This is a genomic window from Halobacterium sp. NMX12-1 (genome assembly GCF_040435975.1).
Taxonomy (GTDB): domain Archaea; phylum Halobacteriota; class Halobacteria; order Halobacteriales; family Halobacteriaceae; genus Halobacterium; species Halobacterium hubeiense.
In genome coordinates this window covers 669,892-684,530 of sequence record NZ_CP159204.1, presented here as the reverse complement: position 1 = coordinate 684,530, position 14,639 = coordinate 669,892, and the positions used below count along the sequence as shown (strand labels likewise).

At 66.3% G+C, this 14,639-nt stretch carries 12 protein-coding genes, 2 tRNA genes and 2 rRNA genes; 4 read left to right on the top strand and 12 right to left on the bottom strand.

Annotation, left to right across the window (positions count from 1 at the left end; translation table 11 throughout):
• Positions 1–4: 4 nt before the first annotated feature.
• The 3 genes from ABSL23_RS05030 to ABSL23_RS05020 form a co-directional block, all read right to left on the bottom strand.
• Positions 5–712, bottom strand: coding sequence for a hypothetical protein (locus ABSL23_RS05030; RefSeq protein WP_082687128.1), 708 nt, complete (start codon positions 710–712; stop codon positions 5–7).
• Between the two features lie 132 nt (positions 713–844).
• Positions 845–2,842 (bottom strand): TAT-dependent nitrous-oxide reductase, encoded by a 1,998-nt coding sequence (nosZ, locus tag ABSL23_RS05025; RefSeq protein ID WP_059055123.1) that lies wholly within the window; start codon positions 2,840–2,842, stop codon positions 845–847.
• Positions 2,843–3,041: 199 nt separating this feature from the next.
• The gene (locus ABSL23_RS05020) at positions 3,042–3,527 is read right to left on the bottom strand and encodes a plastocyanin/azurin family copper-binding protein (protein WP_059055122.1); all 486 of its coding nucleotides are present in this window, start codon (positions 3,525–3,527) and stop codon (positions 3,042–3,044) included.
• A 203-nt stretch (positions 3,528–3,730) separates the two neighbouring features.
• On the opposite strand from ABSL23_RS05020, the gene ABSL23_RS05015 reads away from it, so the two are divergent.
• Positions 3,731–4,981, top strand: a complete 1,251-nt coding sequence (locus ABSL23_RS05015; protein WP_353634938.1) for an MBL fold metallo-hydrolase — start codon at positions 3,731–3,733, stop codon at positions 4,979–4,981.
• Here ABSL23_RS05015 and ABSL23_RS05010 read toward each other — a convergent pair whose 3' ends face one another.
• From ABSL23_RS05010 to ABSL23_RS05000, 3 genes are all read right to left on the bottom strand, one after another.
• Positions 4,982–5,251 (bottom strand): DUF6360 family protein, encoded by a 270-nt coding sequence (locus ABSL23_RS05010; RefSeq protein WP_059055120.1) that lies wholly within the window; start codon positions 5,249–5,251, stop codon positions 4,982–4,984.
• A gap of 65 nt (positions 5,252–5,316) precedes the next feature.
• Positions 5,317–7,077 carry a ferredoxin--nitrite reductase gene (locus tag ABSL23_RS05005; protein WP_353634937.1) on the bottom strand — a complete coding sequence of 587 codons (1,761 nt, stop codon included), beginning with the start codon at positions 7,075–7,077 and terminating at the stop codon, positions 5,317–5,319.
• 87 nt (positions 7,078–7,164) lie between these two features.
• Entirely contained in the window at positions 7,165–7,452 is a 288-nt protein-coding gene (locus ABSL23_RS05000; protein WP_059055116.1) for a hypothetical protein, read from the bottom strand.
• A gap of 237 nt (positions 7,453–7,689) precedes the next feature.
• Between ABSL23_RS05000 and ABSL23_RS04995 the strand changes: the two genes are divergently transcribed.
• The gene (locus ABSL23_RS04995) at positions 7,690–7,839 is read left to right on the top strand and encodes a hypothetical protein (RefSeq protein ID WP_169793375.1); all 150 of its coding nucleotides are present in this window, start codon (positions 7,690–7,692) and stop codon (positions 7,837–7,839) included.
• 32 nt (positions 7,840–7,871) lie between these two features.
• On the top strand, positions 7,872–8,528 hold the full coding sequence (locus tag ABSL23_RS04990; RefSeq protein ID WP_353634936.1) for a hypothetical protein: 657 nt from the start codon (positions 7,872–7,874) through the stop codon (positions 8,526–8,528).
• On the opposite strand, the gene ABSL23_RS04985 is transcribed toward ABSL23_RS04990, so the two are convergent.
• Positions 8,525–9,754 (bottom strand): M20/M25/M40 family metallo-hydrolase, encoded by a 1,230-nt coding sequence (locus tag ABSL23_RS04985; protein ID WP_353634935.1) that lies wholly within the window; start codon positions 9,752–9,754, stop codon positions 8,525–8,527. The two genes, ABSL23_RS04990 and ABSL23_RS04985, sit on opposite strands and share 4 nt — an antisense overlap.
• An 81-nt stretch (positions 9,755–9,835) precedes the next feature.
• Here ABSL23_RS04985 and ABSL23_RS04980 point away from each other — a divergent pair.
• A tRNA-Lys gene (locus ABSL23_RS04980) sits at positions 9,836–9,909 on the top strand.
• A 170-nt stretch (positions 9,910–10,079) separates the two neighbouring features.
• Here ABSL23_RS04980 and ABSL23_RS04975 read toward each other — a convergent pair.
• The 5 genes from ABSL23_RS04975 to ABSL23_RS04955 all read right to left on the bottom strand — a co-directional run bounded on the left by ABSL23_RS04975 (position 10,080) and on the right by ABSL23_RS04955 (position 14,613).
• The gene (locus ABSL23_RS04975; RefSeq protein WP_353634934.1) at positions 10,080–10,283 is read right to left on the bottom strand and encodes a hypothetical protein; all 204 of its coding nucleotides are present in this window, start codon (positions 10,281–10,283) and stop codon (positions 10,080–10,082) included.
• 54 nt (positions 10,284–10,337) lie between these two features.
• On the bottom strand, positions 10,338–11,138 hold the full coding sequence (locus ABSL23_RS04970) for a hypothetical protein (protein ID WP_353634933.1): 801 nt from the start codon (positions 11,136–11,138) through the stop codon (positions 10,338–10,340).
• Between the two features lie 102 nt (positions 11,139–11,240).
• A tRNA-Cys gene (locus ABSL23_RS04965) sits at positions 11,241–11,316 on the bottom strand.
• A gap of 124 nt (positions 11,317–11,440) precedes the next feature.
• Positions 11,441–11,562 (bottom strand): 5S ribosomal RNA (rrf, locus tag ABSL23_RS04960).
• A gap of 128 nt (positions 11,563–11,690) precedes the next feature.
• Positions 11,691–14,613: ribosomal RNA gene (locus ABSL23_RS04955) — 23S ribosomal RNA — on the bottom strand.
• Positions 14,614–14,639 lie beyond the last annotated feature (26 nt).

The following is a 14,639-nucleotide window of genomic DNA, read 5'->3' as shown; positions in this document are numbered from 1 at the left end:
GCTGTCACCTCCCGGCCTCCGCGTCCCCGGCGCGCCCGCCCGTGACGCGCGCGGCGAGGTCGCCGAACGTCGCGTCGCTGTCCCGGAAGTAGAACGCAACGACCAGCAGCGCGACGGCGACGACGGCCATGTACGCGCCCAGCCCGAAGCGGCTGTGGCTGGTGATGTTCGCGACCTTGTACTGACCCCACAGTGGCGGCGTGAACCCCGAGACGCCCATCACGGGCGCGTCCGGGTCGAGCGTGTGGCCGGCCTGATACAGCCGGTACTGGATGTCCGCGAGCATCACGCCGAACACGACGGCCGTGCCGACCAGCTGGGCGGTCAGCCCGCGCTTCAGCCGGCGGGCGTCGGGCGCCAGCGAGACGAACAGCGTCGCCGCCGACACCGCGACGAACGCCAGCGGCCCCAGCGACCACTCCGGCACGTCCACGGCGTACGGGTGGGGCTCGTAGTTCGGCTGCCAGTACACCGGGTCGGGGTAGTAGAACCCGATGTACTTGTTGAGGTTCGCCATCTCCGCGTAGTCGCCCGCGATGCGGGGGTAGGCGTACAGTTCGAGGTGCAGCGTCGTGGAGGGGTACTGCACCGCGTCCACGGCGATTCGCCACATCGGGAAGAACAGCGCCGCGACGAACAGCGCCGCCGCTGCCAGCGGGAGCGCCCGCCGCAGCTCGCGGAACGCCGACGGGTCGGGAATCTCGTAGTCCATGGTGTCACCTGCCCGGGGTTCGCGCGACGAACCACCGGTTGCGACCGCCGCGGGCCGCGCCGACACGGCGAGCGTGCCGGCGACCCCGGGCGGCCGCCGATGGCCGTCGAGTGGATGACAGACAGCGGTCGGTCAGTCGTCGCGCGGTTCCACGAGCATCCGCGAGCGCATCTCCAGGTGGAGCGCGCTGCAGAAGTACGTACAGTAGATCCAGTAGACGCCCGGCTCGTCCGCGGTGAACGTCGCCTCGCGGGTGTCCTGGGGCGCGATGGAGAGGTGGACGTCGTGGTCGGGGATGGCGACCCCGTGGATGACGTCGCGGACGCCCTCGATGTTCGTCACCGTGAGCGTCACCTCGTCGCCCTCCTTGACGGTGAAGTCCTTGAGGCCGTACTCCGAGCGCATCGACGAGGTCTTCACGTCCACGGAGCGCTCGCCCGTGCGCTCGACGCGAGAGTTCTCCTGCGTGACGAACTCCTTCTCGCCCTCGTAGTCGCTCTTGTCCCACGTCGTCGCGGGGTCGAGCTTGTCACGGTGCGCGAACACGCAGTCGTGGGGCTCCGGATACGCGGGGTGGTCGGCGACCAGCTCCATCTCCTTCTCGCCCTGCCCGATGTGGATGAGCTGGTCGTTGTCCGGGTGGATGGGGCCGACCGGCAGGAAGCGGTCCTTCGAGAGCTTGTTCAGGCTCACCAGCCACTCGCCGTCGGGGTCGGTCGTCATCGCCTCGACGGCCTGGATGTGGCCGGGGTTGTAGTGGACGTCCTGCTTCTCGATGACGGGGTCGGTCGAGCCCTGTTCGGCTTCCACGGCCGCCTCGATGTCCCACTTGACGGCCTGCGAGTCGATGAACAGCGACGTGTACGCGTGGCCGTTCCCGTCGAAGGTCGTGTGCAGCGGGCCGAGGCCGACCTTCGGCCGGCCGGCGACGACGTCCTCGGGGTCGCTGGACGAGTCGAGCGCGTCGATGTCGATGATGGTGACCGTCGGGGAGAGCTTCCCGGCGACGAACGCGTAGTCGCCGTTCGGCCCGACCTCCACGCAGTGCGGGCTCTTCGGCGTCGGGATGTACCGCACGATGGGGCTGTCGCCCTGATTCAGCGAGCTGTCCTGCGTACCGTCCACGACGGGCACGCCGTTGACCTCCTCGTACTCGCCGGCCTCGACGGCCTCCTCGATGGCGGGCACGTCGAAGGCCTTCACGAAGTCACGGTCGTCGCGAGTCATCTCCGAGACGGTGACCCCGCCCTCGTCGTTGTACGCCGACGAGATCGCCCAGCGGCCGTCCTTGTCGGTGTCCACGATGTCGAGGTTGCCGTCGACCTTGACCTGCCACTCGGTCTCCATCGTCTCGGGGTCGATGGCGGAGAACAGCGACACGTACTCGTCGGGGTTGTCGAGGTCGCGGCCGTCGTTGGGCAGCGGCGTGCGGAACTCGCCGTTCCCGAAGACGTACCCCGTGTCCGGGCTCTGCACCGAACAGCCGTGGATGGCCTGCGTGTTCGGGACGTTCGTGATGGCGTCCGTCTCGAAGTACTTCAGGTTCACGCGGGCGATGCGGCCGTTGGCCTTGTCGTTCACCCAGAGGTACTCGCCGTCGTAGTCGCCGTCGGTCTCCGACAGCACCGGGTGGTGGTTGTCACCCCACGTGAGGTCGCCGGCCTCCTCCAGCATCTCCGTGGTCTGGTCGTCGTAGCCGTAGCCGCGGCCGGCCTCCGTGTTGAACACGGGGACGCGCATCAGTTCGCGCATCGACGGGATGCCGATGACGCGAATCTCGCCGGACTGCCCGCCCGACCAGAAGCCGTAGTACTCGTCGTGTTCGCCCGGCGCTACCTTGTGGTCGGGCGTCGACGAGCCCGACGGCGACGACGTGGTGTTGTTCGAGCCGCCGCCGATGTTGCCCGAACAGCCGGCCAGTCCCGCCATCGCGCCGGTCGCGGCGCCGGCCTTCACGAAGTCGCGCCGCGAAAGCTCCAAGCCCGCCAGTTCCAGCGTCGTCGAGTCGTCCTCGGCGGGGGTCGGTTCGTCGACCTCCGCGAGGAGGTCGTCGAGTTGGTTCTCGTGTCGCTCGACCACCTCGTCGGGGTCGAGCGCGTCGCCGTCGGCGTCGGTCGTGTCGTCGGTCATCCTCACGTCGCTGCTCGGCGACTCACCCACGTAAACCGCCGAGCAGGCTACCGGAAGCCGGGAATACGAGCGAACATGTTCTGCGGGCCCACGACCCCAGAACTGCGTCGGCGACGGACCACCGACTGCTCGTTCGCAGACACCGCCGCTCCGGGCGAAAACGAGACGTGGTTCGGTCGCGCGCGACGGCCCGAGACACCTACTCGACGATGACCGTGCCGATCATGTCCGACCCCACGTGGGGGACGCAGACGTACGTGTACTCGCCGGGCGTCTCGAACGTGTGCTCGTAGGTCTCGCCCTGCGAGACGAGCGCGAACGAGTCGCCGCCCTGCTCCATCGTCCCGAACCCGGAGGCGCCGTCGGGGATGGAGACCTCGTCGTTCATCTCGGGGTACGCGCAGACGTTGTGGCTCGGACTGGCGAACTCCCACGTGACGGTGTCGCCCGTCGAGACCGTGATCTCCTCGGGCTCGAACACGAGCTGGCCGCCCGGCCCCACCTGCACGACGTTCTCGCCGCCGCTGCTGCCGCCGGACTCCGTGGTCTGTGCCTCGGTCGTCTCCTCGCCGCCGCCGTCGCCACCGCCGTCACCGCCACCGCCGCCGGAACAGCCGGCGAGCGCCGCGGCACCGACGACAGCAGTGCTTGCGAGGAACCGTCTCCGCGAGTAGTACTCGTCCATGTTTGCCTCACTTCGCCGGTCAGGGGTGCGGACACGTAAACCGCCGAGCACGGTACCAGAGTACGGGAAAGCAACCGAACATATTCGTGAAAGCGGTTAGGGGGTGGCTCCGCGAACCGTAACACGAGGAGTTCCAACGGTCCGCCGGCCGCGAACCCGCGTGGACCGACGGAGCCAAACGCCGCGCGCCCCTACCGCGGGGCATGGACTTGCGGTTTCTCGGCGGCGCGCGCGAGGTCGGGCGCAGCGCGATTCTCGTCGACGACTCGCTGCTGCTCGACTACGGGATGAAGCCCGGGACGCCTCCGGGCTACCCCGAAGACGTCGCCCCCGACGCCGTCGTCGTCAGCCACGGCCACCTCGACCACGCCGGCGCCGTCCCCGCGCTCGTCGCCGGCACGCGTCGCCCGCCGATTCACTGGACGCCGCCGACGCGGGACCTCACGCGCCTGCTCGCGCAGGACACGCTCAAGCTACAGGGCGGCGGCGAGCGCGGCGGCCGCTACGACTGCCCGTTCACGCGCGCGGAAGTCGCGGCGCTCGGCGAAGTCTCGGAGACCCACGGCTACCAGGAGACGTTCGAAGCCGCCGGCTACGAAGTCACGCTGTACGACGCCGGCCACATCCCCGGGAGCGCGAACGTCCTCGTGGACGACGGCGACACGCGGCTGCTCTACACGGCGGACTTCAACACGGAGGACCAGCGCCTGCTCGCCGGCACGACCGCCCGCCCCGACGCCGACGTGGTGATTACCGAAGCCACGTACGCGGACGTGACCCGGGACGACCGCGCGAGCATCGAGGACGCGTTCGCCACCTCCGTCGCGGAGACGATTCGCGGCGGCGGTACCGCCGTCGTCCCCGCGTTCGCGGTCGGGCGCACGCAGGAGCTGTTCATGGTGTGTGCCGCCCACGACATCCCCTGCTACGTGGACGGCATGGGCGTCGCCGTCACCGAGCGGTTCACGCAGACCAGCGAGTTCCTCCGGGACGCCGACGCGTTCCAAGCGGCTCGCGGCCACGCGCGCTTCCTCAACAAGTCCACGAGAAACGGCCAGCGCAAGCGCATCGCCGACAAGCCCACGGCCATCGTCACCACCGCGGGGATGCTCTCGGGCGGCCCCGCGATGACGTACGTCCCCGAGATCGCGGGCAACCCCCAGCACGAACTCGCGCTCACGGGGTATCAGGTCGAGGGGACGCCCGGCCGGGAACTGCTGGACACCGGGAGCGCGGAAATCGACGGCCGCCACCTCCGCGTCGCCGCGCGCGTCAACAGCTACGACTTCTCCGCGCACGCCGACCGCGAGGGCCTCCGGACGTTCCTCGACGACTACCGCGGCAGCGAGGTGCTGGTCAACCACGGCGACCGCTGCGAGTGGTTCGCCGAGCAGCTGCGCGCGGACGGCTTCGACGCGAGCGCGCCCGACCGCGGCCCCACGATTACGGTGTAGCTACTCGTCGCTCTCCGCGCGGTCGGCGTACGACTCCAGTTCCCCGGCGAGTTCGCGGGCCTGCTCGGGGGAGAGGGTCGCGCGCTCTGCGTGGGCCGGCACGCGCTCCGTGTCGGTGTTGTCCAGTTCGAGTTCCAGGAGGACGTCGCCGTCGTCGGTCGTGACGTTGAGCACGGCCAGCGCCTCCTCGGTCCAGCCGTGGCCCTCCGCCTCGCCGTCGAGGAGGTTGAACGTCGTGTACGCGTTGACCTTGATGATGCGGTCGGCCATGGAGGGCGAACGCGGGACAGCCCCGTGGGTGTTTCGACAGCGGCACCAGCAGAACGCGAGCGCGGTCAGTCGTCCGCGGAGATGGGTTCGCCCTCGCCGTTCGTCGGCGCGGGGCTGTCACCCATGTCGTCGTCGTCCGCGTACGGGTACCACGTCATCTTCGTGTTGTGCATGTAGGGGTCGTCGTAGTCCGTCTCCTCGGGGTCCGCGAGCTCCTGGAGCGCGTCCTCCTCTTGGCGCTGGATGAAGTCACGGAACGTCTCGCCGTCCTGGCGCTGGTCCTCGTAGGTCCCGAGTAAGTTCTGGATGTACCCCGGAACCTCGTCGGCGGGCACGCGCATCTCCACCCACTCCGCGAAGTGGGGGTTCTCGCCGAGCCCGCCGCCCAGCCCGATGTCGAGGGCTTCGACGGGTTCGCCGTCCTTGCGGGTCTTCATCCCGCGGAGGCTGATGTCCGCAATCTGGGGCTGCGCACACGACGCCGTGCAGCCCGAGAGGTGGATGTGGAAGTCCGTCACGCCCTCCGGGACGTCGACGTTCTCCTTGAGCCAGCGCGCGTACCGCACCTGGCGGTTCTTCGTCTCCACGATGGACAGCGAGCAGAACTCGGTGCCCGTACACGCGATGGAGCCCCGCATGAACGGGTGGGGGTCCGGCGAGTAATCCTCTAAGAGGTCCTCCGCGAGGAAGTCGTCCAGTTTCTCCTCGGGGATGTCCGTCACGATGACGTTCTGTCGCTGCGTGAGCCGGACCTCGCCGCTGCCGTACTCCTCAGCGAGGTCGGCGAGCTCGTAGACGTCCTCGACGCCCTGCCGGCCGACCAGCACGTTCAGGCCGACGTAGTAGTTGCCGTCGGGCTGCTCGTGGACGCCGACGTGGTCGCCGTGCTCGTGGCCGCCCGCGTTGTACGTGTACTGGTCGCGGAGGTCGTCGCCCGCCGTTTCGAGGTCCCAGTCGGTGTAGTCCTCCTGGAGGACGCGGCGGACCTTGTCGACGCCCCACTCGTCGACGAGGAACTTGATGCGGGCGTTGTAGCGGTCCTCGCGGTCGCCGTGGTCGTTGAACAGCTCCGTCACGGCCGCCGCGATGTCTGTGGCCTTCTCCTCGGGCACCCAGATGTCGACGTCGCGAGCGAGGCGCGGCTCCTTCCGGGAGAGCCCGCCGCCGATGCGGACGTTGAAGCCGAGTTCGCCGTGCTTCTCGGCGGGCTCGAAGGCGAGGTCGTTGATGTCGCCCTGGCCGCAGCCCTGGTCGCAGCCCGTCACGGAGACCTTCCACTTCCGCGGGAGGTTCGCGTAGTCGTCGTTGCCCTTGAACGTCTCGTGGAGCTCCTCGGCGACCGGCCACGCGTCGATGTGCTCGTGGGTGTCCTTCCCGGCGACCGGGCAGCCGACGATGTTCCGCCACGAGTCACCACACGCCTGCTGGGTCGTGAGGTCGTTGGCCTCGAGCTTCTCGAAGATATCCGGCACGTCCTCCAGTTTGATCCAGTGGAGCTGAATCGACTGGCGGGTCGTCCAGTCGCAGTACGCCGCGCCGAACTCCGGATTGTCGACCGGGCCGCGGGCGTACTCGTCGGCGATTTCGGCGACCGTTCGGAGCTGGCCGGGTTCGAGGACGCCGTTCGGCGTCCCGATGCGCATCATGAAGTAGCTCTCCTGGCCCTTCCGCTGGTGGTACAGCCCCCACCACTTGAAGCGCTCGAACCACGCGTCCTCCTCGTCGTCGGGGATGGCGTCCCACCCCTCCTCGGCGAACCGGAAGAGATGCTCCCGGATCTCGTTACCGTAGACCTCGTCCTTCCATCGCTCGACGTCCGTGGGCATATAGAAGCATACTCGGCGTCCGCCCTTACCAAAGCGCGCTTGGTGTCAAGGTTCCCCGCGGCCGTCCGGTAGCGGATACACTTACCGCTATCGCCGAACACCTTCGACCAGCTCGAAGCCGTCGTCGGTCACCTTCCCGACCGGCAGCCACGGGGTCGTTCCCGACTCCCCGCAGTTCAGGCAGTGGCCGTGCGGGCGCGCCTCCACGCGCCGCCCGTCAACGCCGACGTCGACGAACGCCTCAACGACGAGCCACGCGAGCTCGCACGAACAGAAGGTCTCCGCGACCGGCCACACCTCGCTGGTCCCCACCTCGCGCTCGTCGTTCACGCTCACCCACGCGGCGTCGTCGAGCAGCCGCAGTCGCGTCGCCATACACTCCCTATCGGGTCCAATCGGGTCCCCTCGTCGGCGCTGGCAACGCCTGCCAGTCGTCCCCACTACCGTCAAGACTCTCTGGTACCAGTCAGCGCTGGCGGGCGTTGCGCGCGAAGCGACAGTTATCCGTCTGCGTGGCGTACCGACGAGTATGCACACCCGAACGCGCGGCCACCGCCAACACGCGTCCGCCGACGCCGCACCCGAACTGTTCACAGCGGAGGTGGACGGCGAGTGAACCAACACGCCGAACGCGACGCCGACCGCGAGGAGACGCAGGACCGCGACGACGACCACCTCGCCGACGTCGAACCCGGCGCCGGCTGCACGGAGATCTGGGAGCACCTCTCGGAGCGCCGGGAGAACCACGACGACGAGGAGTAGGTGTTTTACGCGCAACGCCGTTACTGGACGCCATGACTGACGAGGAGCGGCTCCCGCCGACGGACCGCGAATCCCCCGTCGGCGAGCCGGTCGTCCGCGGCGACGAGCGCCTCACCGGGGAGCACGCCCGCGAGGCCGTCTCGTTCGACCCCGACGACCCCGACAGCGTCACCGAGGCCGCCGACACCGTCGGCGCGTTCGCGCGCAACGAGCTCGGCGACAGCCACATCTACATGCTCCGCGGCGCCGCCGCCTGCGCGGCGCTCGTCCGCGCACAGAACTCCTACAAGGCCGCCGCCGAGCGCGCGGACGGCGACGTCGGCGTCTCGTTCATCCGGAAGTGGGCGCGCGTCCACGACCTCCCGCGGGCCGTCCGCGAACACGTCGCCGCCGGCCACATCCCGCCGACCGCCGCGAAACACATCGCCCGGGTCGGCGGCGACGACCGCTACCTCCTCGCGTGGGCGGTCGTCGACAACGACCTCACGGTCCGAGACGTCCGGCAGGCCGCCAGCGCGGTCAACGACGGCCAGTCCCTCGACGACGTGCTCGAAGAACTCGGCGTCACGCCCGGCGAACTCACGGTCACGCTCCCGTCGCCGGTCTACCGGGACCTCCGCCGGCACGCGACCGTCTCGGACCGCGATGCCGACGACGTCGTGGCCGACGCGCTCCGCGACTACCTCTAGTTCTCCGCGAGGAACGCCTCGCCGGCGTCCGCGAGCACGTCCACCGCCGTCTCGACCTCGCGGAAGTCGATGGTCTCGTCGGGGAAGTGCGCCTGCTCGATGCTCCCCGGACCGAACATCACCGTCGGAATCCCGGCCTCGATGTAGTGGCGCGCGTCCGCGCCGTAGGTCACGCCCCGCGGCTCCGTCTCCGCGAGGTCGTTGTCGCGCATCCCGGACTGGACGGCTCGCACCACGGGCTCGTCGGGCGGAATCTCGGACGCCTCGAACTGGACGGAGAACCGCTCGAACTCGGGCGGATGCTCGGCGAGCCACTCGCTCTCGGCGACCACGTCCGCGAGCCGCTGGTCGAACGCCTCCTCGACCTCGGCGACGGTCTCCCCCGGGGCGACGCCGATGCGCCACTCCGCGACCAGCGACGCCGGCACCGTCGACGCCCACTCCCCCGCTTCGACCGTGCCGCAGACGACCGGCCACTTCGTCGGGAACTCCTCGTACAGCGGGTGGGTGACAGTCTGTTCGCGCTCGTCCGCGAGGTCCGCGAACGCCTCCCGGACGCGGTCGAAGTGCGGGAGCACGGACTCCCCGCGCCACGGCGTCGCCGCGTGCGAGGACCGCCCCGTCAATCGCAGGCGCTTCATCAGGCTCCCCTCCGAGGCGACCACGGGAGTGAGCGCGGTCGGCTCCGCGATGATCGCGGCGTCCCGATCGAAGGGGTAGGGGTTGTCCAGCGCCGCGGTCGCCGCGCCGACGCCGCCGGCCTCCTCGCCGACCACGCCCTCCACGACGACCCGACCATCCACGTCGCGCTCCGCGAGCGCGAGCGCCGCGAACACGCACGATGCGAGCCCGGACTTCATGTCCGCCGCGCCGCGCGCGGTCAGCTCGTCGCCGCGCCACCGCGCCTCGAACGGCTGCGACGACCACACCGCCTCGTCGGCCGGCACCACGTCGAGGTGGCCGTTCAACACGAGCGTCGGGCCCGCGTCCGGGTCCCCGAGTTCGAGGACGCCGCCCACGCTGCGCCGGTCGGCCGCCCGAATCGCGCCCGGGTCGTCCGGGAACGACCGATGTCCGGCGAGCAAGTCCGCGTCCACGTCCCACTCGTAGGTCTCGAACCCGAGTTCCGCCAGCCGCGACGAGAACCACGAAGACACCGGCGCCTCCCCGCCGTCCGTCGACGCGAACGAGACGAGTTCGGTCACGAACTCGCGTGCGCTAGTCATACCGAACGGTTCGCCGACGGCCGCGTAAGGGTTTCGCTGGATGGTAAACGTTTAACGTCGGCCCGCCCGACGTGGAATCGAGGGCCGATAGCTCAGTCCGGCAGAGCGTCTGGCTTTTAACCAGACGGTCGAGGGTTCAAATCCCTCTCGGCCCGTGCAACGAGTCGCGTAGCGACGGGCTTCGGAAACTTCCACGCTGTAGCTACGAGTCCGGTGAAGGGATTCGAACCCGGGACTCGCGGCACCAGACCGGGTGAAACCGGCCTCGACTGGACGTGGCTGGCGTCGCCACTATCGGTGTGGAAAACTGAACGAGAACGAGCGACTACGCCTGTGCGTGTGCAAGCCAGGCGAGACCGACGCCGATACCGACCGCGCCGAGCGCGCCGAGCGCCTGAAAGACGGTGACGACGCCGCTGTTCGTGTACTGCCACGGCATCCCGACGAGCGTCCCGACGCCGACGAGCGCGACGAACACGCCAACGAGGACACCGTAGACGTCGAGCGTGTCGGCGAATAGCTGTTGCATGCACGACGCCTCGCCGCGGAACACGTTAACGGTGACGGAACGGGCCGGTGACGGTCAGTACCGCGACGGCATGAACGCCAGCATCGAGAGCAGCGCCGCCGCGAGCGCGCTCAAGATGGCGATGCCCCAGAGCCCGTTCGTGCGCTCGTGGAACTCCTGTTGGGCCTCCACGTCCGAGTGGTAGTCCTCGTAGTCGGTCGTCAACTGGAGGACCGACGACCCGTCCTGCTGCTCGAAGTGCGCGAGGTACGCCGTGTCACCGACAGTGGTGTTCTCGCCCTCGTCGAAGCTAACCTCGTTGGTCTGGGGCGCGAACCACTCGACTGTCACCGACGAGTTCGTGACCGACGCCACGCGCGTCTCGTTGTCGTTGTCCGGGCGCTCGATTGCGTCGCCCTCCGCGAACTCGTGGACGACCGGATCGTCGAGGTACTCGTCGCGCTCGACGAGCCGGCGCTCGCCGTCCTCCTCCACGATGACGTACGTCGTCCCGTCCTGCTCGACGGTCGGCCGGTCGACCGTCTGGACCTCACGGAGCTCGAACTCCGTCGGGTCCGTCTGACTCGGGATTACGACCGAGTAGTTACTGCCCTGGTAGACCACCGTATCGTTGGCCGACCACGACTCCGTGTACCGCGCGGACTCGTTGGTCCACTCCGCAGTCGCGGAATCACCCGAGACCTCCGTGAAACTGTACGACGTCCCCGCCAGCGTCAACGTCTCGTCGGCGGAAACAGTGTAATCCGGGTTCTCGAGGGTCACGTCGGGCTGCTGAGCGGCGCCAATGAACGTGTACGCGCCGGCCGCCAGCAGAATGAAGACCACGACGGACACCGCCGCAGCACGTCGTTGCATACTCGAAGCGTAGAGAGGGCGTCGTATAATCGTTACTTTCCCGCCCCGCGAATCCGCGACATCGCCGAACCGACTGCTACGGAACGAACGAGCACGCGAGAAAGCCAAGGGCCGGATTTGAACCGGCGGTGGGCGGCTCTGCAGGCCGCTGCGTTAGGCCGGACTCTGCCACCTTGGCACTGTCTCGTGGTACTGCGCTCGCTCGCTTAAACGTAGCGGTCCGGAGCGTCGCCACTCCGCGCTACAAATACAAAAAGCCCCGAACAGCAGCAATGCTGTTCGAGGCTTGATGAAGTATGAATGGCAGGCGGCGAACCGGATTTCCCAGAGGCTCGCGCACTCCAGTACTGACCGGAACGCAGGCGGGCTTATCTTCCGTGTTCGGGATGGGTACGGGAGTTGCCCCGCCGCTATGGCCGCCTTAATACCGACCAACGGAATCGAACCGTTGTCCCCGGACAGAAGTCCGGGACGCCAGTATCGGCGAACGTCCGTGTGTAAGTGCAATCCAGTTAACGCCTGGACTCGACCACGTAATGTGGTGAGTGCATGAGTGTGTGGCATTCGGTCGTTTAGTGCTCGCGGGCTGAACGTCTCGTTGCCTTGACGCGTACACCCCGAGTCTATCGAACTCGTCTTCTACGAGAGACCTCGACGGTGATTCTTTTCCAGGTGGGTTTCGAGCTTAGATGCATTCAGCTCTTACCCCGTGGTGCGTAGCTGCTCGGCACTTGCCCTCTCGGACAACCGATACACCAGTGGCACCCGTTCATAGTTCCTCTCGTACTATATGAACGTTCCTGTCAATCACCAATAACACCCCCAATAGATAGCAGCCGACCTGTCTCACGACGGTCTAAACCCAGCTCACGACCTCCTTTAATAGGCGAACAACCTCACCCTTGCCCGCTTCTGCACGGGCAGGATGGAGGGAACCGACATCGAGGTAGCAAGCCACTCGGTCGATATGTGCTCTTGCGAGTGACGACTCTGTTATCCCTAAGGTAGCTTTTCTGTCAGCAATGGCCCGCATCAAGCAGGCTCATTGGTTCGCTAGACCAGGCTTTCGCCTCAGCGTCCCTCGTTGTGTAGGACACTGTCAGACTACCTTATGCTCTTGCGCTCTTCTCCGGGTCTCCGACCCGGATGAGGTAGCCTTAGGGCGCGCTCGATATCTTTTCGAGCGCGTACCGCCCCAGTCAAACTGCCCGGCTACCGGTGTCCTCCTCCCGGAGTTAGGGTCACAGTCACTGACGGGTAGTGTTTCATGGCTGACTCGGTGGCGTGCTAGCGCACGTACCTGTGTAACGTCTCCTACCTACCCTGCACATCAGCGACCGTGTCCCAGCGACAGCCTGCAGTAAAGCTCTATAGGGTCTTCGCTTCCCCTTGGGGGTCTCCAGACTCCGCACTGGAACGTACAGTTCACCGGGCCCAACGTTGGGACAGTGAGGCTCTCGTTGATCCATTCATGCAAGCCGCTACTGAAGCGGCAAGGTACTACGCTACCTTAAGAGGGTCATAGTTACCCCCGCCGTTAACGGGTCCTTCGCCCCATTGTACTGGGTGTTCAGATACCCGCACTGGGCAGGATTCAGTGACCGTACGCGTCCTTGCGGATTTGCGGTCACCTATGTTGTTATTAGACAGTCGGAGCCTCCAAGACACTGCGACCTGCCCAATCACTGGGCAGGCATCCCTTATCGCGAACTTACGGGACTAACTTGCCGAATTCCCTAACGTCGGTTGTTCCCGACAGACCTAGGCTTTCGCTGCCAGAGCACCTGTGTCGGATCTTGGTACGGACATCGTGCTCGTCTTTTCACGGGCCCCAGATTGACTCGAGTTTCCCTATCCTGCCGTTCGTCCGCTTCCTGCCATTACGGCTTCCACGGACTTGGACAGTTCGACCGGGCGATGGCCCGGCTCGAGCTACTCCGAGGCGTCGACTTTCACTGCACGATGGCACGGGAATATTAACCCGTTTCCCTTTTGACCCGCTCGAATTACGACGGGACTTAGGACCGGCTAACCCTCGGCTGATAAGCATTGCCGAGGAACCCTTGCTCTTCTCGGTCGTCGGGGTTCTAACCCGACTAACGCTGCTACTATGGCCAGGATTTTCTTCCCCATTCGGTCCACTCGAGTTCTCACCCGAGCTTCCGCCCGAACAGAGTGCCAACCTACTGGATCACGCTGTCACGCGTGCCGTTAGGTCTCGGTGGTGAACTTGAGCCCCGATCATTTTGGGCGCCCCGAACCTCGGCCGGTAAGCTGTTACGCTTTTCTTGGAGGGTAGCTGCTTCTAAGCTCACCTCCCGGCTGTCTAGGGCTCGGGACCACCTTCAATCGCACTTAGCTCACACTTTGGGACCTTAACCTAACTCTGGGTTGTCTCCCTCACGGTACACAGGCTTACCCCGCATACCGGATTCCCTGCGTCAACGGCGTTCGTAGGTTCGGAGTTCGACAGGAGGGCCAACTCCTCTCGGAGTTGGACCCTCCAATCGGTAGCTCTACCCCACGAACTACCTCAGCAGAGGTCATGCTTCGACATGTTTCGGTTGGAACCAGCTGTTGCCAGATTCGATGGGCCTTTCACCCCTACACGTAGGTCACGGGAGGGTATTGAAAGACACCAACCCTAACAGACCTCCACATGGCTTTCGCCATGCTTCATCTTGCCCACGCGTAGATCATCTGGTTTCGGGTCGTGTCCGTTTGACTCCCCGCCCTTGAAGACGGCGGCCCTCGCGCAAAGCGCTGCGGCCATGTCGGTTTCCCTGCGCCTCCCCGGATACTCCGGTTAGACTCGTCAGACAGACACACTCCCTGGCTCGTTTTTCAAAACGTACGACGGAACATCGGCTCCTCACAGGTCCTACTACAGGCTCGCGCCTGACTCGTTCCCAGTGAGGCCTTTTATGCCCCGTCGCTCCATCGCCACCTGATTTCAAGCCCTATTTCACCCCCCTTTGTGGGGTGCTTTTCAGCGTTCGTTCACACTACTTGTTCACTATCGGTCTCGGAGAGTACTTAGTCTTGGCAGTCGATGCCTGCCATCTTCACGAGGGATTTCCGACCCCCGCTACTCTGGAGCTGGCTCACGACTTACTTGTCCTCGATACGGGGCTGTCACCCTGTATCGCGCTCCGTTTCAGGAGACTTCGCGAGAACGTTCAGTCGATGCACGCCAGTCCGAACACCACATTGCCCGTGAGGGCTTCGGTTTGGACTGTGCCGCGTTCATTCGCCATTACTGACGGCGTCCCATTCGGTTTCTCTTCCTGGCCGTACTGAGATGTTTCAATTCCGGCCGTTCCCTATTGCGCAAAGCAATTGCAGTGGGGATTCCCATTAGGAGATCCTGAGTTCTTCGCCTCCGTGCGGCTCCCTCAGGCTTATCGCAGCTTGGCACGTCCTTCATCGGCATCCGAGCCGAGCTATCCACCAGGTGGCACAGTAGCCACGTTGGATGTCAGCTGCAGAGCAGCTGACGAT